Below are 20,606 nucleotides of genomic sequence, written 5' to 3' on the forward strand. Positions count from 1 at the left end.
CCGGCCGGATGGATTGACCGGATTCGTCAAATCGCAAGACATGAAGAACGCGGCGGACGCGGCAGGCACCGCGGGGACACTGCGGGCGGGCTCAGGGCCAGGAGCCGTCGGGCAACGCCTCCAACCCCTCGGCGCCCTCAGCTCCCCCCAAAGGTGTATGACAGGTTGAGCCTAAGCAGGGAGGCGGGAGGCGTCAACGGCCCGCCGACACCACGTCCATCCGCCCCGCTTCATAGGCGAATACGGCTTTGATACGGCCGAGCACTCCGAACGGGAGAGTGCACCGGACACTGGGCGAGCGGGGAAGCTGACTGATAGGTTCGCGCCCGTGAGCGAGGCCCCGACGCCCCCCGGCACCACCCCGACGACCCCGACCACCCCGACCACGCTGGAGACGGCCGTGTCCGGGATCGAGGTGATGATCTTCGACGAGCTCGAACCGGGCATGTCGTTGCCCTCCGAGGGCGAGTTGGCCACCACCCTCGGCGTCAGTCGGCTCACCGTGCGCGAGGCGCTCAAGGTGCTGGCCGCGCGCGGTCTGGTCGCGCTGGGCAAAGGCCGCAGACCCCGGGTGCGGGAGCCCGACAGCGCCGTGCTCTCCGGGCACTTCAGCGCCGCCATCCGGCGGGACCCGGGCGCCCTGCTGGAGTTTCTCGACGTGCGCGAGGCGCTGGAGATCCAGGCGGTCACGCTCGCCGCCCGGCACGCGTCGCGTTCGGCCCTCCATGCCGCCCAGTCCGCGCTGGACGGCATGGCCGAGGCCGCGGCGGATCTGTCGACCCCGGCCCAGGTCACGCGGTACCACCGGTGCGATGTGGCCTTTCACGAGTCCCTCGCGCTCGCCAGCGGCAACCGCATGCTGGTCTTTCTCCTGGAGGGGCTGCGGGAGTCGCTGCGGCAGAGCTTCGAGCGCAGCCTGGAGGGCAACGCGCTGCGCGGCCGGTCAGTCCAGGATGCCCTCACGACACATCGCGCCGTTCTCGCCCGGGTGCGGGCACGGGACGCGGGCGGCGCGGCCGAGGCCATGCGGGAGTGCATCAGGGACGCGCGCGACGACCTGCGCGCCGCGCTGGCCCCCGCGCCCCGACCACGCCCCTGAGCCGGCGCCCCGACGGGCGCCTCGGGGTTTCAGGCCGGCGCGGGCCTGAACCGGGGTTCAGGCCCGCGCGGGTCGGGAGTTGTCCAGGGCCAGGTGCACCGCGAGGCCACCGAGCACCGTGCCCATGACATACCGCTGGGCTCGCAGCCAGCCGGGGCGCCGTCCGAGGAAGACCGCGATCGCCCCCGCCGCCACCACGAACAGCCCGTTCACGAGCACCCCGATGATCACCTGGACGCCGCCCAGGAGGAATCCCTGCGCCATGACATTGCCCGCCTCGGGATCCACGAACTGGGGGATGAGGGAGAGGTACATCAGCGCGATCTTCGGGTTGAGCAGGCAGGTCATCAGCCCCATGGTGAAGAGCCGTCGCGAGGACTCGGCCGGCAGGTCCTGACGGGAGAAGACCGAAACCCCGCCGGGGCGCAGCGTCTTCCAGGCCAGCCACGCCAGATAGCAGGCGCCGGCCAGCTTCACCGCGACATACAGGCCGGGGACGACGGTGAAGACCACGGACAGGCCGAGGTTCGCCGCCGTCAGATAGGTCAGAAAGCCGAGCGCCACGCCGCTCAGCGACACCAGGCCGGCGGTTCGCCCCTGGGTGATGCTGCGCGACACCAGATAGATCATGTTGGGGCCCGGGGTCAACACCATCCCGAGGGCCACCGCCGCGACGCCGACTACCGCACCTGCTGTGATCATCGGACCAGGATCCCCGATGCCACCGTGCAGCACCAGCGAGATCCACTACCACCGATGCTTAAGCATTACTTAAACGCCGCCCGGGCACCCCCCGAGCCGGGCCGGGGCCTCGGGCCTCGCCGGGTCGGTGAAAAGTGGTTGCCGCAAGGGAGTTGGCTGCTCCAGCATCGTCCGGCATGGAGCGCACGCTGACCGAGCAAGAGGTCCGGGGGTTCGTCGAGCGGGGCTTTGTGCGGGTGGAGGCCGCGTTTCCCCGCGAGGTGGCGGAGGCCGGTCAGGCCGAGCTGTGGCCGTTGGCCGGGGTCGATCCGGCGGATCCGTCGACCTGGGCCAGCCCCGTGGTCCGGATCGACGGCTCGGCGGCCGAGCCGTTCCGGCGGGCCGCCAACACCGAGCGGCTCAGGGGCGCCTTCGACCAACTGGTCGGCGCGGGCCGTTGGTTGCCCCGGCTGGGCCTGGGCACCTTCCCCATCAGGTTCCCGCACCCCGAGGAGCCGGGGGACGACGGTTGGCATCTTGACGCCGGTTTCCTCGGCGACGACGGAGGTGAGTACCGGATCAATCTGCGCTCGCGGGGCCGGGCGCTGCTGATGCTGTTCCTCTTCACCGATGTCGGGGAGGACGACGCCCCGACCCGGATCAAGGTCGGTTCGCATCTGGACGTACCCCCGTTCCTGCGCGACGCCGGGGAGGAGGGTCACGGCTTTCTCGATCTGTGCCGGGCGTTGGACGCGGCGGGCCGCCTGGACGCGCCCGACCGCCCCGTCGCGCTGGCGACGGGGCGGGCCGGAGATGTGTTCCTGTGTCATCCGTTCCTGATCCACGGTGCGCAGCCACATCGGGGCGAGCGGCCCCGGATCATCGCCCAGCCACCGCTGGAGCCGGTGGCGCCGCTGCAGTTGGCGCGGGCCGACGGGGCGTACTCCCCGGTCGAGGAGGCCGTCCGCCGTGGCCTCGGCCAGGCCGCTTGAGGCCCGGCCGAGGCGGTGCCCGGCGGAGGTCTACCTCCGGTGCAGATAGGCGCGTTCCACGGTCTGGCTGACCTGGTTGCCCGCCGCGTCGGTGGCGGTGACCCGCAGCGTGACGCGGGCGTCCGAGCGGATGTCGGTCGGCCGCTTCAGGGTGACCTGGAAGGCGTTGTCGCGGCGTTCCCTGATCCGTTGGGCGTCGACAAAGGTCTCGCCGTCGTCCCAGGACGCCTCGACATCGAGGGAGACCCGGCGGGGCGCGGCCAACCCGTCCTGGTGGCGGACCGCGATGTCGACGGTGTGCTGCCGTCCGCGCCCGACGGCGTTGTCGGTGTCCACGCCCAGGTCGTAGTCGAGTTGCAGCAGGGGCAGCGGCGTGCCCTCCGGGGCGCCGGTGTCGGAGCGGAACCGCCAGCTGGTCTCGGTCGCGGTGGCGAAGGTCCAGGCGTCGCCGCCCCTGGCGGTGCTGAGGTCGAGTCGGTAGTCGGCCGCCCCGGCCGGCACCGCGAAGTCGACGCTGCCGGAGTCGGCCTCGCCGATCAGCTCCCCGTCGCGGTGCAGGGTCGCGGCGATCCGGTCGCCCCCGATGGCCGGCCCGTGGTGCCCCTGGGCGTCGGTGAACTCGGGGATCCGCAGGGCGAGGGTGTCGCCGACGCGGACGCTGGGCCGGGCGTGTCCGGCCGGGATGGCGGGCCGGACGGGGCCGGCGAACCAGGACTCCGTCTCCCGTTCCCTGGCCCGGTAGGTGCGCTGTTCGCCACGGAGCGCGATGGCGGTGACCGGGAAGTCGTACTGCCAGGGCAGCACATAGTGCACAAAGTGCTGCCAGATGCTGTCGCCGCCGGTGATGTACTCGGTGCGCTCGGCGCCGGTGGCGACGTCGCGCGGCGAGTCGAGCAGGGCGACCGTCTGGTGCGGCCGCCAGCTGATCCGTTGCGCCGAGGCCCAGTTGGGGTCGCCGGTGTCGGTGTACCGGCTCTGGACGCGGGCCCCCTCGTGTTCGCGGACGGTGTGCACCACCCGGTCGGGGATATGCCCGGCGGACACCTGCAGCACGTCGTAGAGGTAGGGGCTCGCCGGCGTGCTCCGGAAGGTGACGGCGGTGCGGCGGGAGCCGGCGCGGTCCCGCAGCGCCTCGCCCTCCTCGTGGCTGATCCTGATCAGCGGCACCGCGGTTCTGGTGGTGCCGTTGGGGCGCCACCGCGTCCAGGCGGTCTGGTCCTCGGCGGCGACCATCACGACGCCGCGGGCTCCGGCCTCCTTCGCGCGTTCGGTGAAGGCGAGGTAGTCGCCCGGATCGCCCTGGACGAGCGCCAGCTTGCCGCGTACCCGGGAGAAGTCCGGCTCGCGGGCCGGCCCCGCGTCGACCACGTCGAGGCGGTCGCGGTCCTCGAAGAGCGAGGACATCGGCAGATAGTAGGGCCGCAGTTCGAGCCGGGTGCCGGGCACCTCGGCGGTGAGCAGCGGGGCGAGCAGCTGCCAGCGGGAGGCGAACTCGAAGCTGCCCTCCTCGACCGGCTCGGTGGGCGAGACCAGCAGATGCGCCTGCCCGACGGGATAGGTCACCGAGTGGGTCCAGCGGTGTCCCTCGTACTCGCGAGAGCTCTGGTAGCTGAACCAGTTGCGCTGCTCGGCCGGTCGTGGGGTGCGGATCTCCACCGGGGTGACCTCGCGCAGGTCGAGCGTGACCTCGGTGTCCCGGGTGACCTGGACCTCGGGCCGGTATACCGCGCGCAGTTGGGGCAGCCCGTCGTCGGGGTCCTGGCCGGACGAAGTGGTCTGGACGAAGGCGTAGCTGCCCTCCTCGACCTCGGCGGTCGCCGGGCCGCTGGTGTCGGGGGTGACAAAGCCCTCGGGGCTCCAGATCATCGGCCAGTGCCGGGTGCTGATCTCGCCGTCGGGCGTGATCACGGTCGGCGTGAGCGTGTGGGTGGGCCCGTTGACGGTGAGGCTGACGGTGGTGCGGACGGTGCCCGTGCCGTCCTCGGTGGTCGCCGTCAGGCTGCCGTAGTAGCGGCCGCGCGGGGCTTCCGCCGGGTCGGGGGTGAGGCTGACGGAGGTCGTCCCGCCGGGCCCGACCGTCACCGTGTCGGCGCTCAACGCCACCGCTTCGGCGGGGAGTTCGCGGCCGCCCGTGGTGGCGAGCGTCAGATCGAGGGCCAGGGTGACGGGCTCGTCGGTGGTGTTGGTGTGCTGGACGGTGACGGGCTCGCCCTGGTTCTCCTCGCCGGTGGTGAACGGCCCGAGGGCGACGGTGCCGGTGGCGGTGAGGCCGCCGGTGGCCGTGGCCAGATCGATGCGGCCGGCGCCCTGTTCGGTGATCCCGACCCCTTCGGCCGGCAGCGCGGTGGAGATCAGCGCGTCCTTCAGCCGGGGCGCGCTCCACTCCGGATGCGCCTGGGCCAACAGCGCGGCGGCGCCGGCCACATGGGGGCTGGCCATGGAGGTGCCGGAGGCGGCGGTGTGCCGCTCGTCCACCGGGCTGCCCATCGTGGTGCCGGCGGCCCGGGCCGCGACGATGCCCACGCCGGGCGCGGTGACATCGGGTTTGACGGCGCCGTCGCCGAAGCGCGGTCCCCTGCTGGAGAACGGCGCGAGGAGTTCGTCCCGGTCCACGGCGCCCACGGTGAGGGCGGCGTCGGCGACGCCGGGCGAGCCGACGGTGCGGGCGCCCTGCTCGCCCCGGTTGCCCGCGGAGACAACGAAGAGGGTGTCGGTCTCGGCGGAGAGCGCGTTGAGGGCCAGGCTCATCGAGTCGGTGCCGTCGCTGACGATGTCCGCGCCCAGGCTCATGTTGACGATGTCGGCGCCCTGTTCGGCGGCCCACTCCATGCCGGCGATCACCTGTGACTCGGAGCCGCTTCCGTTGTCCCCCAGCACCTTGCCGACCAGCAGCTCGGCCTCGGGCGCCACGCCCTGGCGGGCGCCGTCCGAGGCGGCGCCCGAGCCGCCGACGGTGGCGGCGACATGGGTGCCGTGGCCGTGCGCGTCATGGGTGCCGCCGCTGCCGGAGAAGTCCTCGGCGGCGGCGATCCGGCCGGCCAGGTCGGGGTGTTCGGCGTCCGCGCCGGTGTCCAGTACGGCGACGCGCACGCCGGCGCCGCGCAGTCCCGCGTCCCAGGCGGCGCCGGTGTTGATCTGCTCGACGCTGCGGTCCAGATCGGCGGTGACCCGGCCGTCCAGCAGGACCCGGGGCAGGGCACGGGCCCCGGCGATGCCCGGCTGCTCGTCCTGCGGGGCGAGTTCGGCCCAGAAGTCGGCCAGCCGGTCCTGGGGGATGTGCACCGACTGGGCGTCGATGCTGTCCAGGATGAACGAGGGCGCCGAGTCCTCATGCAGGGAGGTCAGTTCAGCGGCGGCCGAGGCGGCGACGCCTTCGGGGCGCACCACCAGCAGCGGCAGGGTGTCGGTGCCGGTGGTGTCGAGGCCCTGCTCGATCAGCGAGCCGACCTGGAACAGCCGCTGGTCCAGGGTTCCGGCGGCGACCAACGGCCAGGCGTCGTCGGGGAGCACGGTCAGCTCGCCGTCCAACTCCATGGTGTGGAAGGCGATGTCGTCCCGGCCGGCTGCCGGCTCGATCCGGGCGACCTGCCGGCCGCCGCCGACGTCCGACACGGTCACCGTGTCGCCGGTGACCAGCCGCACCGTATGCCCCTCGGGGACCGGCTCGGCCCCGCCGGCTCCCGGTCCCGACAACGGCCCCGCCGGATCGCCCGGTTCGGCCGCCGCGGGCCCCACCGTGCCCGCCGCGAGCAGCAGTCCCATGGCTATCGCCGCCGTTCGGCGGATCGACCATCTCATCAGCATGACGTCCTCTCTCCGTGCGACCCCCTGCTCGTACGCGCGTCCCGCTCCAGAATCGGGCCGCCCGGGCGGCGTGTCATCCGATCTCAGTGTCGCGATGGCGACATGTCAGTACCGCGCCAGCGCGGGTGATTTCGGGCCACATGGGATGATGGCGTCGACGGCGGGCGGGGGCGCGCGGTTGCCGAACTCCGCCGGGTGGGAGGCACGAATGCTGGACGCGGCGGGACTCTCGGTGGACGAGGAGGCTGTCTACCGCTTGTTGGTGACGGTGTGGTCGGCCACCGCCGAGGAGGTCGCCGGGCGCTCCGGGCGTCCGGTCGAGGAGGCGGCCGAGGTGTTGGGCCGGCTGGAGCGCCGGGGGTTGGCGCACCGGGTCGAGCATCCGGCGGGCAGCTATGCCGCCAGTCCGCCCGATGTCGCGCTGCTGCCCGAACTCCAGCGCAAGTCCGTCGCGTTGGACCGGGCGCGGGCCGCCGTCACCGATCTGCTGGACACCTACCGCGACACGCTGCGCCGGCACGACCCCGACCAGTTGATCGAGGTCGTGACGGGCGCCGAGGCGCTGCGCCGGCGCATTCACCGGGTGCAGAGCGACGCACGCCACGAGATGCTGTGGTTCTGCAAGGCGCAGTACGTGGCGATGTCCTCGGAAAGCAACACCACGGAGTTCGAGGCGCTGGCGCGCGGGGTGCGCTATCGGGTGCTCTACGAACGGGCGTACTTCGACGGTGCCGGCGCGGTGGACAGCCTGGTCGCCGGGGTGCGGGCGGGCGAGGAGGCGCGTTCGGTGCCGTCGCTGCCGCTGCGGATGGCCATCGCCGACCGGGAGTTGGCGATCTGCCCGCTGGTACCCGGCGGCCCCCAGGGCAGCCCGGAGCAGCCGACGGCCGCGGTGGTCAGGGGCAGCAGCCTCCTGGAGGCGCTGCTGGCGCTCTTCGAACGTTCCTGGGAGCACGGTGTCCCGCTGCGGGTCGACGCCTCGGGCGCGCTCCGCGGCACCACGGACGACGGCGCGGGCGAACGTCTCTCGGCCAGCGACCGGCATCTGCTGTCGCTGCTGGTCGCCGGCGTGACGGACAAGGCCATAGCGAGCCAGCTGCGGCTGAGCCAGCGGACGGTGCAGCGGCGGGTGCAGGGCCTGATGGTGGTGACCGGGGCCGCGACGCGGATGCAACTGGCCTGGCTGGCCGCCCGCAAGGGCCTGATCTGATCGCCCTCCATCCGATCAGGTGCCGGCCAGGCCGTGGCGGATGGCGAAGATCGCCAGCCGGACCCGGGTGGGGCTGGCGGTCTTCCGCATCAGGCTGCCGATATGGGTCTTCACCGTGGTGAGCCCGACATGCATCCGGGCGGCGATCTCCGCGTTGCTCAACCCGGCGCCCACGCAGGCCAGCACCTGGCGCTCCCGCTCGGTCAGCGCCGGCGGCCGCGCCGGCGGGCGTTCGGCGCGCCACGCGGTGGTGGCCTGGGCGACCACCCGGGCCAGCACCCGGGCGCTGAACGGGCTGCCGCCGGCCGCCGCCTGGCGGACGGCGTCGAGCAGTTCGTTGGGGGCGGCGTCCTTGGCGAGGAAGCCGCAGACGCCGGCGTCCAGCGCCGGGTAGAGATGATCGTCGTCGTCGAAGGTGGTCAGCACCACCACCCGGGTGGCGGGGCGCTCGGCGAGGATGCGTCGGGTGGCGCCGGCGCCGTCAAGTCCGGGCATTCTGAGGTCCATCAACACGACATCGGGCGTGGCCTCGGCGGCCAGTCGCACGGCATCGGCGCCGTTGGCCGCCTCGCCCACGACGGTGATGTCCTCGGTGGACTCGCAGAGCATCCGCAGTCCGGCGCGCACCAGTTGCTGATCGTCCACCAACAGCGTGTGGATCATGGCCGCTTCCCTTCTCCGTCGGCCGGGCCGCGCGTCTCAGCACGTCTCGCGTTCGGTCGCTCCCACCATCGGGGCGGGGGCGGGCAGGGAGGCGCGCAGCAGCCAGCCGTCTCCCTCGGGGCCCGCGGTGACCGTGCCGCCGAGGAGCGCGACGCGCTCCCGCAGCCCTTCCAGACCATAGCCGGACGGCAGCGGCGGCGGATCGGCGGCCGGCGTCCCGTCGCCCAGGTCGTGGATCTCGACCCGCGCCGCCCCCGCGTCGTAGGTCACCGAGATCCGGGCGTGGGTGCCGGCCCCCGCGTGTTTGGCGACATTGGTCAGGCCCTCCTGGACGACGCGCAGCACGGCCAGTCCGCGCAGCGCGTCCAGGCCCGCGATGCCGGGGTCGACCTGGGTCCGCAGCACCAGGCCGCCGCGGCCGCAGCGGTCCGCCACGCCGGCGACGGCGGCGGGGAGTTCGGCCGGCTCCACCAGCAGTGATCGCGTCGGGTCGGTCACCGAGGCCGGATCGCGCAGCACCCCGACCAGCCGCCGTAGATCGGCCAGCGCCGTGCTGGCGGAGGCGTGCACATCGTCCAGCACGGTGCGCACCTCGGGGCGCAGATCGGGCAGCACCTCCCTGGCCACCCCGACGCGCAGCGCCATGGAGGCCACATGGTGCGCGACCAGATCGTGCAACTCGCGGGCCAGCTCGGTGCGTTCCGCGAGCCGGGCGCCGAGCGCCGCGAGTTCGCGGCGTTCCTCGGCCTCGCGGGCGCGCGCCTGGGCCTGGGCCAGATGCTGGTTGGCCGAGCGCAGCCAGCAGCCGAGCAGCAGCGGCGCGGCGACCAGCACCACCAGCCGGTAGGCGATGGCCACCGGATCGGTGTGGTTCTCGTGGCCCGCCTGCACCAGGACATAGGCGCACACCAGCGGCAGCGCCCCGGGCAGCGCCAGCTTCGGCGGGCGGCGGGCGGCGAGTTCGACCAGCGCGACGGTGGCCGTCACCTTGGCGGCGACCGGCGTGGCGTCCGCCCACGGGTGCGCGAGCACCACGAGCAGCGATTCGACGGCCAGCACCGGCAGTGGCCAGACCCCGCCCGGCAGGAAGGCGAGGCCGGCGGCCAGGGTGAACGCCCAGTCGGCGAAGGTGGGTTGGTCGGGCTGTACGAAGAGCAGATAGCCGGGGCCGATCAGCAGCGGCAGCAACCGTACCGGTCCGGTCCGGTGGCTCGCCGCGTGCGTCAGCCAGTTCATCCGCATCCTCCGAAGGTAGCCCGCCGCCGGCCGGCCCGACTCCTGCGCGCGGACGACCCGGTCTCCTCCCGACGGTCGGTGGATCCGGCCGGCGCGCCGATGCCCGGCGCGCGCGTCAGGGCACAGACTGGCAACTGCCCGACCCGACCCACCCCCTTCCGACCCCTTCCGGCCCCGCCCGATCAGGAAAAGAACGCCATGCACCTCACCGCGACCGCCACCGACACCCGCCGCTCGTCCCGCGTGCTCTTCGCGCGGGAGTTTCTGCGCAGCCCGCTCCGCACCGCCTCGCTGCTGCCGAGTTCACGGACGCTGGGCGCGCGCATGGTGGCCGGGCTGCCGGCGAACGGGAGCCCCGTCGTGGTCGAACTCGGCCCGGGCACCGGGGCGTTCACCGGCACGATCAGCGCCAGTCTGGGCGGTCGGGGGCGGCAGCTCGCGGTGGAGGTGAACGAACGCCTCGCGGCCGACCTGCGGCCGCGCCATCCGGACGTCGAGGTCATCACGGGGAGCGCCGACCGGCTGCCCGAGCTGCTGGCCGAGCGCGGCGTCGGCGCGGTGGACGCGATCGTCAGCGGACTGCCGTGGACGGTGTACTTCGACGGGCCCCGTCCGCTGGCCCGGGTGCTGGCCCAGGTGCTGGCGCCCGGCGGGGTGCTGACCCAGTTCAGCTATCCCTGGACGGCCTGGACGCCGCCGGCCCGCCGGCAACGGGCCGAGCTGCGCGCGGCGTTCGAGGAGCTGCTGGTGACCAGGACGGTATGGCGGAACGTGCCGCCGGCGCTGGTCTATGTGGCCAGGCGGCCGCGCTCCTCGGTGTCGGTCGTCGAGCCGTCGCCGCCGGTGGCCGCCCCGCGTTGACGGGGGCGTTCGCGGTCCATCTCGCGCCATTCGGGGCGGATCCCGATGATCGGCGCCGACAGCAGGTAGAGCACTCCGCAGATGATCAGCACGGGTCCGACGCCGAGGCCGGCGACCGCGAGCCCGCCGAGCATCCCGCCGAGCGGGATGCCGGCCCAGGCCAGCGAGCCGAACAGGGCGGTGACCCGGCCCAGCAGCGGGCGCGGCACCAGCTCGAAGGAGAGCGCGCTGATGATCGGGTTGAGGAAGCCGGCCCCGAGACCGCACACCGCGAAGACCACGGCGAGGGCCCAGAGCGGCAGTTGACCGGTGAGCGCCCAGGCCAGGGCGCCGTAGCGGGGGATGCCGCATATCGCCAGGCCGGCCACCAGCGCGGCGCGTCGGGGCAGTCGGGGTGCGAAGGTGGCCGCGATCACGCTGCCGAGGATGGCCGTCGCGCCCATGGAGGCGCCAAGCAGGCCGATCGCGGAGGGCCCGAACCCGGTCTTGTCGGCCCAGACCGGCAGCAGCACGGAGATCAGGGCGGCGTCCAGCAGGTTGGTGAGGGTGACCGTGCCGGCGATGGTCAACAGCAGCGGGGTGCGGCGCAGATGGCGGAAGCCCACGGCCAACCGGCGCCAGTAGCCCGGCTCGGCACCGTCCGGCGTCGGCTCCCTGGGCACCGGGCGGCCCATGCCTCCCGGCAGCGTCAGGCCGATGATCACCGAACCGAGCACGAAGCAGACCGCGTTGAGGCCGAGCCCGGCGAGCGGGCCGATCAGCGCGACCAGTCCGCCGCCGGCCAGCGCGCCGGCCGTGCCGGCCAGCCGCTCCATCGCGCCGGAGACTCCGGTGGCCCGTTCCAGCGGCACCACGGACCGTTCGGCGGCCTCGGGGATCATCACCTGCTTCGCCAGATCGCCGGGGCCCCTGGCGGTGCCGACGAGGGCGACCAGCACCAGCAGCATCGGGAAGGGCAGCGCGTCGGCGGCCTCCAACAGCGGGACCAGGCCGATGGCCAAGGCGCTGACCAGGTCGGTCGTCCAGGAGACCAGCCGGGGCCCGAGCCGGTCGACGACCGGCCCGCTGAGCGCCTTGACCAGTACGTAGGGCGCCATCTCGCAGAACGCGACCAGCCCGGTCTGCGCGGCGCTGCCGGTGGACACCAGGACGAACCAGGGCAGCGCGATGGCCGCGATCCTGCTGCCCAGAATGGCGATGCCGTAGCCGGCCAACAACCCGACCAGCGGCCGGAGTCGACGGCTCCGGGACGCCTCGACGGGGCCGGTCACGACGGCTCCTCCGGCTCGGGCCCGTCAAGACCGGGGAGCACATGCAGGACGAGAGAGACGCGCTTGGCGTCTTCCGGGGCCTCCTTGTCGGCCAGCTCGAATCTGCGGTACCGGCTGACCACCTCGGAGATCTCGCGGCGCAGCGACTTGGCCTCGTCGGGCGTGAGGCGCAGCAGGGCATCGCTGTACTCCACGATCTCGCGCCACCGTTCGGGCATGGTGTCCAACTCGTCGAGCGCCCGCTGGGCGAGCAGGGTGTGCGCGGCGATGACCGACCGCAGATAGCCGAGCGCGGCGTCCGACTCGCGGCTCGCGAGGTCGCGGTAGCGGAACGCGGTGGCCTGGTGCACCGAACGCCACCAGCGCTCCCGTCCGTTGCCTCGTTCGGTGTCCTCCTCGACGAAGCCAGCGGCGGCGAGTTGGCGCAGATGGTAGCTGGTGGCGCCGGAGGTGAGCCCCAGGCGCTGCGCCAAACGGGTGGCGGTGGACGGGCCGTGCATGCGGAGCAGCCCCACCACCCGCACCCGCACCGGATGGGCCAGGGCACGCAGCCCCTTCGCATCCAACTGAACGTAGTTCGCGGGCAGTTCGGCATCAAAGGGCAAGACGGGGGAATCGCCGTCCAGATCGGTCACAGGACCAGCCTAGATTGCCAACACTTCTTTGCAAAGAGTTGTTGGCAATCTTTCTGACGTCCACCTTTACCTCTTCCAGGGTCCGCTTTGCCAGGTTTTTTGTTGACTCAGACAACGTCCTGGGGATCTCTTTGTTCTTATGCTCAGCACGAATTCCCGCCTGCGGAGGGCACGTTCATGGTGACGCGGCGCACGCCACTGCCGGGCGTCGGTACCCAGTACGACCTCGCCACCCGGGACGGCCGCCATATCTCGGTGGTGGCCCATGACGACGGGCGCCGTTTCATCGGCTTCTACTCGTCGGACGACCCCGACGCCTGCCAGGGCACCGTCCCGCTGGACGCGCAGGAGGCCGCCCGACTGGCCTCGATCATCGCGCCCGACCACGCCGACCACGCCCTGCCCGGCGGGGAACTCGGCCTGGATCTGGTGACCGAGCGCATCCCCATCGGCCCCGACTCCCCCTACCGGGGACGCCCGTTGGGCGACACCAGGGCCCGCACCCGCACCGGGGCCTCCATCGTCGCCGTGCTGCGCAGGACCAGCACCCACCCCTCGCCCAGCCCGGACTTCCGGCTGGAGGCGGGCGACACGCTGCTGGTCGTCGGCACCCGCGAGGGCGTGGACGACCTCTCCGACATCATCGCCGGCGCGTGACCGTCGGGCCGACGACGGCCCGCCTCCGCGCCGCGCCCGGTGCCGAACCCGCCCACCGCGCGGGCGACCACGCGCCGGAACCGACCACCGACGACACATGCGGCGCCCAGCGCGGCAGGGCGAACTGAAAGGTGCGGTGACTCTTGCACGACACCACAACCATGCTGATCGAACTGGGGGCCGTCGTCCTGGGCCTCGGCCTGGTGGGGCGACTCGCCGGCCGGCTCGGTCTCTCCCCCATCCCGCTCTATCTGTTGGCAGGCCTCGCCTTCGGCAGCGGCGGACTGCTCCCGTTGGACACCACCGAGGGCTTTATCGAGGTGGGCGCCGAGATCGGCGTCATCCTCCTGCTGCTGATGCTGGGCCTGGAGTACACCGCGCCCGAGCTGGTGGACAGCCTCAAGACGCAGTACCCGTCCGGGATCGTCGACCTCGTCCTGAACGCGACCCCGGGGGCGCTGGTCGGCTTCCTGCTGGGCTGGGGCCCGGTGGGGGCGCTGACACTGGCCGGCGTCACCTATATCTCCTCGTCCGGGGTGATCGCCAAGGTGCTCACCGACCTCAACCGGCTGGGCAACCGGGAGACCCCGGTGATCCTGGGCATCCTGGTGATCGAGGACCTGACCATGGCGGTCTATCTCCCGGTGCTCTCCACGGTGTTGGCCGGCGTCGGACTGGCCAGCGGCAGCGTCACCCTGGCCATCGCCCTCGGCACCGCCAGCGTCGCGCTCTATGTCGCGCTGCGGCACGGCCGCTGGATCAGCAAGGCGGTCTCATCGGACAACGCGGAGATGCTGCTGCTGGTCGTGCTCGGGCTGACGCTGCTGGTCGCCGGCATCGCACAGCGCCTCCAGGTGTCGGCCGCGGTGGGCGCCTTCCTGGTCGGCATCGCCCTCTCCGGCGAGGTGGCACACACCACCCGCCGGCTCTTCATGCCGCTGCGGGACCTCTTCGCCGCGGTGTTCTTCGTGTTCTTCGGGCTCTCCACCACACCCAGCGACATACCGCCGGTGCTGGTGCCGGCGCTGGTCCTCGCCGTGGTGACCGCACTCACCAAGATCGCGACAGGCTGGTACGCGGCCCGCCGTGCGGGCATCGGGCCGCGCGGCAGGCTGCGGGCCGGCGGTGCGCTGGTGGCGCGGGGCGAGTTCTCCATCGTGATCGCGGGTCTGGCCACGGCCACCGAGCCCAGGGTCGCGCCGGTGGCCACCGCCTATGTGCTGATCCTGGTCATCGTGGGCCCGCTGGCCGCCCGTTGGACCGAGCCGGTGGCCCGCAACCTGATGGAGCGGCGCGCGGCGCGGCAGGCCGAGGTGGCGCTGGTGCACGAGGCACGCCCGGCTACCGAGGCCGGTTCCTGACCCTCCCACGGCACGGCCGGGCCGGCAGCACGGCCCGGCCGACCGCCGTCAGCCCTCGGCGAGCGCCAGCGTCTCCCCCGTCTCCAACAGCGTCTTGAGGTTGGAGACGATCACCGGCCAGCCCTGGCTGACCGAATCGCGCATCTCGCTGACGGGCCCGAACCCGTCGTGCGTCACGGTCAGCTTGGTGGCCTCGCCCAGCGGCTCGATCTCGAAGGTGACCCGCGAGATCGGCTCCTGCCGCAGCTCCGCGAGGCGTTCCTCGCTCCAGCCGAACATCTCGGCCATCTCCGGCCGGTATCCGTGCCAGGTGTAGCTCAGCAACCGGCCGGGCTCGGCCGCCAACACCCGCTGTCCCCAGTCCTCGTAGGGCTGCGCGGGATCCATCCGCCAGCGCACCGGCGAGCCCGGGCCCCAGTCGGACTCGGGTCCTGTGTCCTCGAAATAGCGCCGGATGAAGTCGGGTTCGGTCAACGCCTGCCACAGCCGTTCGGGTGTGGTGCGGATGACGGTCACATAGACAAAGGCGGGGTGGGCCATCTCGTTCTCCAGGGTGTCGCGCAGCTCGGCCAACGCCCGGAGCCCCGGGCGCCGGTAGCGGCCGATCCAGCGTTCGGCGATGTCGTCGATGGGGACCGCGTTGAGGTAGTGCAACTTCTCCCGCCCACGCCGCACCGTGGTGACCAACAGCGCCGCCTCCAGCACCGCCAGATGCTTGGCCACCGCCTGCCTCGTCATCCCCAACCCCGCGCCCAGCTCCCGCAGGGTCTGGCCGTCGCGGGCCCGCAGCCGATCGAGCAACCGCCGGCGGCTGTGGTCGGCGAGCGCCTTGAACACCTCGTCCATGGCCTCCATCCTGACCCCGACCATAGGCAACCAATCAGTTGCCTGTCCAGCCGGCGTCGCGCTGTGGGAGGAACCCGCGTCGTTAGCCCGAAGGGATGAGGCATGATTCGGAAACATGGGAATCGTCGCCGGCCTCGACAGCTCGTCCGCCTACACCCGCATCGTCGTCTGTGACGCCACGACCGGGGAGATCCTGCGTCACGGCCACGCGGAGCATCCGACCGGCGAGGCCGCGCCCGAGTCCTGGCTGCTGTCCCTCGGCGAAGCCGCCGCCGACGGCATGCTGGAGGACGTCGCGGCGATCGGCGTCTCCGCCCAACCGCACAGCGTCGTCCCCCTGGACGCCGACGGCGCCCCGGTGCGGCCCGCGTTGGCCGGCGCCGACGACCGGGCGCGGTCCGCCGCGTTCAGCCTGATCGACGCGCTCGGCGGCAAGGCCGCCTGGGCCGAGGCCGTCGGCTCCGTCCCGCAGCCCACCCATCCGGTGGCCCAACTCCGCTGGCTGGCCAGGGAGGACCCGGACGCCGCCCGGCGCACCACCACGGTGCTCCAGCCGCAGGACTGGCTCGTCTGGCAGCTGCTGGGCCGCCCCAACCGCTGGACCACCGACCGGGGCGGCGCCTCCGGCACCGGCTACTGGTCGGCCGTCTCCGGCAACTGGCGCCACGAGCTGGCCGAACTCGCCATCGGCCACCCCGTCAGCCTGCCCGAACTCCTCGGCCCCGCCGAGGCCGCCGGCCGCACCCCCGAGGGCCTGCTGATCTCCGCCGGCACCGGCGAGACCATGTCCGCCGCGTTCGGCCTCGGCGTCGGCAAGGGCGACGCCGTGGTCTCCCTCGGCGCCTCGGGATCCGTCTGCGCCGTCCACCACGAGGCGCTGACCGACCCCTCCGGCACCATCACCGGCTACGCCGACGCCACCGGCCACCATCTGCCCGTGGTCCGCACGCTCAACGCGACCCGGGTGCTGCGCGGCGCCGCCGAACTGCTCGGCCGGGACCTCACCGAACTCTCCGGACTCGCCCTCACCTCCACCCCGGGCGCCCATGGCCTCGTCCTCCTCCCCTACCTCGCGGGCGAACGCACCCCCGACCTCCCGCACACCGCCGGCACGCTGGCCGGCCTGCGGCGGGAGAGCATGAAGCCGGAGCACCTGGCCAGGGCCGCCTTCGAAGGCATGCTCTGCGGCCTCGCCGACGCGGCGGAGGTGCTGCGCCGACGGGGCGTGGTCATCGAACGCGTCTTCCTGCTGGGCCAGACCGCGTCCCTTCCGGCCGTCAAGACGTTGGCGCCCGCGCTGCTCGGTGCCCGCGTGGTCGTCCCTGAACCCGCCGACTACACGGCGCTCGGCGCGGCCCGCCAGGCCGCGTGGGCCCAGGGCGTGACGGAGGGCCACCTCACCGCCGACGAGCCGCCGGCCTGGCCGGAGGCCAAGGGCGAGATCTTCGAACCCGACGAGGAGGAGAGCGCGGTCGGCTCCGCCGTACGCCAACAGTTCATCGCGGTACGCGACGAAACCCACCCCGAGGCGATGGCCTAGCCGGCCCGGCCGAACAGCCGCCCACGGCCGGTGCCTCCGGCCGGTGCCTCCGGCGGCGAGGCGAGACCACGGCCGACGGCCACGGCACTCGGCCACGGCGCAGGCGGCGGCCCGGACCGGCCGTCAGGGGCGAACGTTCCGGCCGGAACGGGGGCGCGCCCACTGACGGTAGGAACGCCCCGCACCGCCGGCTCTGCCGGCCGTCAGGGCGAACGTTCCAGCCCGGACTGAAGCACGACCGCCCGCCGACCACCAACCGTAGAAACACCCCACACCGCCGGGGCGAACCGCAGGCCCTGCCAGCCGTCAAAGCGAACGTTCCAGCCCGGACAGAGGCACGACCGCCCGCCGACCACCAACCGTAGAAACACCCCACACCGCCGGGGCGAACCGCAGGCCCTGCCAGCCGTCAAAGCGAACGTTCCAGCCCGGACTGAAGCACGACCGCCCGCCGGCAGGCCCTGCCGCCACCCCCGCGCCACTGGCGAACCGGCCCCGGGCCGGCCACTCTCCAACGCTCGGCCGCAAGCCCAGACGGCGGGAACGGTGCCGTTGACCGACACCGGGCGGCGGCGTGGCCCTGCCCGGGCTCGGGCTCGGCTCGGGCTCGGCTCGGGCTCGGCTCGGGCTCGGCTCGGGTTATTCGAGGTAGCCGCGGAGTTGTTCGGCGTAGGTGTGGTCGCGGAGTTTGCCGAGGGTCTTGTGTTCGATCTGGCGGATGCGTTCCCTGGTGACGCCGAAGAGGCCGCCGATCTCCTCCAGGGTGCGCGGGCGGCCGTCCAGCAGGCCGTAGCGGAGTTCGACGACGCGGCGTTCGCGGTCGCCCAGGGTGGAGAGGACGGCCTCCAACTGCTCGCGGAGCAGCATGAAGGCGGCGGATTCCGCCGGGGACGGGATGTCGACGTCCTCGATCAGGTCGCCCAGCGCGACATCGTCCTCGTCGCCGATCGGGGTCTGGAGGGAGACCGGGTCCTGGGCCAGGCGCAGGATCTCGCTGACCCGGGCCGGGGTCAGGCCCAGCAGGGCGCCGACCTCCTCCGGTTTGGGTTCGTAGCCGCGTTCCTGGAGGACCCGGCGTTGGACGCGCACCACGCGGTTGATCTGTTCGACGACATGGACCGGCACCCGGATGGTGCGGGCCTGGTCGGCGATGGCGCGGGACATGGCCTGCCGGATCCACCAGGTGGCGTAGGTGGAGAACTTGAAGCCGCGGGTGTAGTCGAACTTCTCGACGGCCCTGATCAGGCCGAGATTGCCTTCCTGGACCAGGTCCAGCATGGTCAGGCCCCGGCCGATATAGCGCTTGGCGACCGAGACGACCAACCGCAGGTTGGCCTCGATCAGGCGCCGTTTGGCCAGCCGGCCGCGGACCACCAGGCGGTCCAGGTCGAGGGCGAACCGCTCGTCCAGATCGGTGGCCGTGCCCAGACGTTCCTCGGCGAAGAGTCCCGCCTCGATGCGCCGGGCGAGTTCGACCTCGTCGGCGGCGGTGAGCAGCGGTATCCGGCCGATCTCCCGCAGGTACTGGCGGAACAGGTCGCTGGCCGCACCGCCCTGGCTCTCGGCCCGCGTGACGGACGCGGCCGGCGGGGGCGGGTCCGCCTCGTCCGGGGGGAAGGCGGCCGGCGCCGCACGCTTGAGTGTGGGGGACTGCACGTGGACGACCTCCAGGGGGTCGCGGCGGGAGCGGAGCGGCACCGCTCCCCAGTGTGAGGTACACCTGAGTCCGGCCACGAGATGCGTGCGACCACTATTTTCCCCGGCTTGGCGCGCGGATCGCCCAGGCCCGGCGAGATGGCCCAAAAGGCCGGTGTTCAGGCGGAGTAGAGCGCCTCGACGCCGCGTTCCCTGAGGGCCGTGCGGTACTGCTCCAGCGTCCACAGCTCCTGGCGCACCTCGGCGGCCCTGGTGTTGCCCGACTGGGCCTCGGCGCGGCGCGCGTCGGACTCCAGCTGCTGGATCCGGCGGTTGACGGCGGCCAGCCGCACCTCGACAAGGCGCAGCCCCGCATAGCCGTCGACCTCGCGTTGTTTGCGGCGGGACACCTGAAGCGGCTCGACGGACAGCTCGTTGATCAGCACCCGCAGCGCGTCGTCGGGGGCGGCCTCGCGGACCCGGGCCAGATAGTCGTCGTCGGCCGAGACGACGCCGCCGGCGTCCAGGACGGCGCGGCGCACCAGGGCGTACGGCGGGGCGGTGAACTCGTCCTCGCCGTAGGCGTCGAAGGCGGGGGCGACCAGCTCGGGGAACTGGAGCGCGAGCTTGAGCAGTTCGCGCTCCCCGGCATGCGCCGGGTTGCGGAGGTTCAACGCGGGGCCGGGGGCGGCGGAACGCGCGGGCTCGGCGGCCGGCGCGGACGGGCGGGCGGTGGGGCGTTGCTGCGCGCGGCCCCGGTTCCAGCGGGCCAGCTGGCCGATCCGGCGGACCACGAAGCCGGTGTCCTGGATGCCGACCAGCCCGGCGAGCCGGACCGCGTACTCGTGTTGGATCGCGGCGTCCTTGATCTGGGCGACGATGGGCGCCGCATGTTCGAGCGCGGCCGATCTGCCCTCGGCGGTGTCCATGTTGTGGCTGGCGACGATCGACTGGATGGCGAACTCGAACAGCGGGGTGCGGGATTCGATCAGTTCCTTGACCGCCTGGTCGCCCTGGGCGATCCGCAGCTCGCAGGGGTCCATGCCGCCGGGCGAGACGGCGACAAAGGTGTGCGCGGCGAACTTCTGGTCGTCCTCGAAGGCGCGCAGCGCGGCCTTCTGACCGGCGGCGTCCCCGTCGAAGGTGAACACCACCTCGCCGGCGCTGTGCGCGGTGGAGCTGTCCAGGAGCAGCCGGCGCAGGATCTTGACATGCTCGCCGCCGAAGGCGGTACCGCAGGTGGCGATGGCGGTGGTGATGCCGGCGAGATGGCAGGCCATGACGTCGGTGTAGCCCTCGACGACCACGGCGCGGTTGCTGTTGGCGATGTCCCGTTTGGCCAGATCGATGCCGTAGAGGACCTGGGACTTCTTGTAGATCGGGGTTTCCGGGGTGTTGAGGTACTTGGGGCCGTTGTCGTCGTCGCGGAGCTTGCGGGCGCCGAAGCCGACCACCTCCCCCGTGATGTCCCTGATGGGCCAGATCAGCCGGCCACGGAAGCGGTCGATCGGGCCGCGCCTGCCGTCCTGGGCGAGGCCGGCGAGCAGCAGCTCCCGGTCGGTGAAGCCGGCGCCGCGCAGATAGCGGACCAGATGGTCCCAGCCGACGGGGGCGTAGCCCACGCCGAAGTGCTCGGCGGCGGCCTGGTCGAAGCCACGCTCGGCGAGAAAGGCGCGGCCGATCTCGGCCTCGGGCGAGGCGAGACGCTCGGCGTAGAACCGGGCGGCGGCGCGGTGCGCCTCGATCAGCCGGGTGCGCTCGCCCTGCTGCCGGCCCGGACTGTATCCGCCCTGCTCATAGCGGAGCGTGACGCCGGCCTGGGCGGCCAGCCGCTCCACCGCCTCGGAGAAGGAGAGATGCTCCATCTTCATCACGAAGGCGAGGGTGTCCCCGCCCTCCTGGCAGCCGAAGCAGTGGAAGAGGCCCTTGCTCGGGCTGACATGGAAGGAGGGGGACTTCTCGTCGTGGAAGGGGCAGAGGCCCTTGAGGTTGCCCCCGCCGCCCGGGCGCAGCTGCAGATACTCCGAGACCACGGCGTCGATCGGGACCGCGTCCCGCACCGTCTTCACGTCGTCATCGTTGATCCTGCCCGCCACGACCGCAGTCTACGGCGCA

The 20,606-nt window shown here is 72.7% G+C and carries 16 protein-coding genes; 7 read left to right on the forward strand and 9 right to left on the reverse strand.

The genetic code is table 11. From position 1 onward, the window contains the following. Positions 1–328: 328 nt before the first annotated feature. A complete protein-coding gene (locus tag AOM46_RS05285; RefSeq protein WP_062206543.1) occupies positions 329–1,099 on the forward strand; it encodes a FadR/GntR family transcriptional regulator in 771 nt (256 codons plus the stop codon). A 57-nt stretch (positions 1,100–1,156) separates the two neighbouring features. Here the strand turns inward: AOM46_RS05285 and AOM46_RS05290 are convergent, their stop codons facing one another. Beyond that, positions 1,157–1,801, reverse strand: a complete 645-nt coding sequence (locus AOM46_RS05290; RefSeq protein ID WP_062206545.1) for a LysE family translocator — start codon at positions 1,799–1,801, stop codon at positions 1,157–1,159. Positions 1,802–1,977: 176 nt separating this feature from the next. Here AOM46_RS05290 and AOM46_RS05295 point away from each other — a divergent pair, with 176 nt between their 5' ends. Beyond that, on the forward strand, positions 1,978–2,772 hold the full coding sequence (locus tag AOM46_RS05295; RefSeq protein ID WP_062206547.1) for a phytanoyl-CoA dioxygenase family protein: 795 nt from the start codon (positions 1,978–1,980) through the stop codon (positions 2,770–2,772). Positions 2,773–2,802: 30 nt separating this feature from the next. Here the strand turns inward: AOM46_RS05295 and AOM46_RS05300 are convergent, their stop codons facing one another. Beyond that, entirely contained in the window at positions 2,803–6,576 is a 3,774-nt protein-coding gene (locus tag AOM46_RS05300; protein ID WP_234313645.1) for a S8 family serine peptidase, read from the reverse strand. Between the two features lie 208 nt (positions 6,577–6,784). Between AOM46_RS05300 and AOM46_RS05305 the strand changes: the two genes are divergently transcribed. Further along, positions 6,785–7,786: a LuxR family transcriptional regulator gene (locus AOM46_RS05305; protein ID WP_062206549.1), complete on the forward strand. Its 1,002-nt coding sequence runs from the start codon at positions 6,785–6,787 to the stop codon at positions 7,784–7,786. 15 nt (positions 7,787–7,801) lie between these two features. Here AOM46_RS05305 and AOM46_RS05310 read toward each other — a convergent pair whose 3' ends face one another. Then, complete coding sequence (locus AOM46_RS05310; RefSeq protein WP_062206551.1) at positions 7,802–8,449, reverse strand: response regulator transcription factor; 648 nt, start codon at positions 8,447–8,449, stop codon at positions 7,802–7,804. 36 nt (positions 8,450–8,485) lie between these two features. Continuing rightward, the gene (locus tag AOM46_RS05315) at positions 8,486–9,691 is read right to left on the reverse strand and encodes a sensor histidine kinase (RefSeq protein WP_062206553.1); all 1,206 of its coding nucleotides are present in this window, start codon (positions 9,689–9,691) and stop codon (positions 8,486–8,488) included. A gap of 192 nt (positions 9,692–9,883) precedes the next feature. On the opposite strand from AOM46_RS05315, the gene AOM46_RS05320 reads away from it, so the two are divergent. Further along, on the forward strand, positions 9,884–10,546 hold the full coding sequence (locus AOM46_RS05320) for a class I SAM-dependent methyltransferase (RefSeq protein WP_062206555.1): 663 nt from the start codon (positions 9,884–9,886) through the stop codon (positions 10,544–10,546). Here AOM46_RS05320 and AOM46_RS05325 read toward each other — a convergent pair. Together AOM46_RS05325 and AOM46_RS05330 are read right to left on the reverse strand one after the other, a co-directional pair. Continuing rightward, positions 10,474–11,817, reverse strand: coding sequence for an MFS transporter (locus tag AOM46_RS05325; protein WP_062206556.1), 1,344 nt, complete (start codon positions 11,815–11,817; stop codon positions 10,474–10,476). The two genes, AOM46_RS05320 and AOM46_RS05325, sit on opposite strands and share 73 nt — an antisense overlap. After that, positions 11,814–12,443, reverse strand: a complete 630-nt coding sequence (locus AOM46_RS05330; RefSeq protein WP_234313704.1) for a transcriptional regulator — start codon at positions 12,441–12,443, stop codon at positions 11,814–11,816. The genes AOM46_RS05325 and AOM46_RS05330 overlap by 4 nt, the downstream gene beginning before the upstream one ends. Positions 12,444–12,629: 186 nt before the next feature. On the opposite strand from AOM46_RS05330, the gene AOM46_RS05335 reads away from it, so the two are divergent. Both AOM46_RS05335 and AOM46_RS05340 read left to right on the forward strand, forming a co-directional pair. Next, positions 12,630–13,109: a cation:proton antiporter regulatory subunit gene (locus tag AOM46_RS05335; RefSeq protein WP_062206558.1), complete on the forward strand. Its 480-nt coding sequence runs from the start codon at positions 12,630–12,632 to the stop codon at positions 13,107–13,109. A 143-nt stretch (positions 13,110–13,252) separates the two neighbouring features. Continuing rightward, a complete protein-coding gene (locus AOM46_RS05340) occupies positions 13,253–14,470 on the forward strand; it encodes a cation:proton antiporter (protein WP_062206560.1) in 1,218 nt (405 codons plus the stop codon). A gap of 48 nt (positions 14,471–14,518) precedes the next feature. Here the strand turns inward: AOM46_RS05340 and AOM46_RS05345 are convergent, their stop codons facing one another. Next, positions 14,519–15,316 (reverse strand): SRPBCC domain-containing protein, encoded by a 798-nt coding sequence (locus tag AOM46_RS05345; RefSeq protein WP_062208507.1) that lies wholly within the window; start codon positions 15,314–15,316, stop codon positions 14,519–14,521. A gap of 115 nt (positions 15,317–15,431) precedes the next feature. On the opposite strand from AOM46_RS05345, the gene AOM46_RS05350 reads away from it, so the two are divergent. Further along, positions 15,432–16,856, forward strand: a complete 1,425-nt coding sequence (locus tag AOM46_RS05350; protein WP_062206562.1) for an FGGY-family carbohydrate kinase — start codon at positions 15,432–15,434, stop codon at positions 16,854–16,856. Positions 16,857–17,495: 639 nt separating this feature from the next. On the opposite strand, the gene AOM46_RS05355 is transcribed toward AOM46_RS05350, so the two are convergent. After that, positions 17,496–18,512, reverse strand: coding sequence for an RNA polymerase sigma factor (locus AOM46_RS05355; protein ID WP_234313646.1), 1,017 nt, complete (start codon positions 18,510–18,512; stop codon positions 17,496–17,498). Between the two features lie 158 nt (positions 18,513–18,670). Further along, positions 18,671–20,587, reverse strand: a complete 1,917-nt coding sequence (gene dnaG, locus AOM46_RS05360) for a DNA primase (protein WP_062206565.1) — start codon at positions 20,585–20,587, stop codon at positions 18,671–18,673. Positions 20,588–20,606 lie beyond the last annotated feature (19 nt).

Source organism: Streptomyces sp. NBRC 109706 (assembly GCF_000974485.1).
GTDB lineage: Bacteria > Actinomycetota > Actinomycetes > Streptomycetales > Streptomycetaceae > Streptomyces.

Excerpts from the sequence above, each read along its gene's own strand:
- AOM46_RS05290 (WP_062206545.1), bottom strand. The coding sequence starts at position 1,801 with ATGATCACAGCAGGTGCGGTAGTCGGCGTCGCGGCGGTGGCCCTCGGG.
- AOM46_RS05295 (WP_062206547.1), top strand. The coding sequence starts at position 1,978 with ATGGAGCGCACGCTGACCGAGCAAGAGGTCCGGGGGTTCGTCGAGCGG.
- AOM46_RS05300 (WP_234313645.1), bottom strand. The coding sequence starts at position 6,576 with ATGCTGATGAGATGGTCGATCCGCCGAACGGCGGCGATAGCCATGGGA.
- AOM46_RS05305 (WP_062206549.1), top strand. The coding sequence starts at position 6,785 with ATGCTGGACGCGGCGGGACTCTCGGTGGACGAGGAGGCTGTCTACCGC.
- AOM46_RS05310 (WP_062206551.1), bottom strand. The coding sequence starts at position 8,449 with ATGATCCACACGCTGTTGGTGGACGATCAGCAACTGGTGCGCGCCGGA.
- AOM46_RS05315 (WP_062206553.1), bottom strand. The coding sequence starts at position 9,691 with ATGCGGATGAACTGGCTGACGCACGCGGCGAGCCACCGGACCGGACCG.
- AOM46_RS05320 (WP_062206555.1), top strand. The coding sequence starts at position 9,884 with ATGCACCTCACCGCGACCGCCACCGACACCCGCCGCTCGTCCCGCGTG.
- AOM46_RS05335 (WP_062206558.1), top strand. The coding sequence starts at position 12,630 with ATGGTGACGCGGCGCACGCCACTGCCGGGCGTCGGTACCCAGTACGAC.
- AOM46_RS05345 (WP_062208507.1), bottom strand. The coding sequence starts at position 15,316 with ATGGACGAGGTGTTCAAGGCGCTCGCCGACCACAGCCGCCGGCGGTTG.
- AOM46_RS05350 (WP_062206562.1), top strand. The coding sequence starts at position 15,432 with ATGGGAATCGTCGCCGGCCTCGACAGCTCGTCCGCCTACACCCGCATC.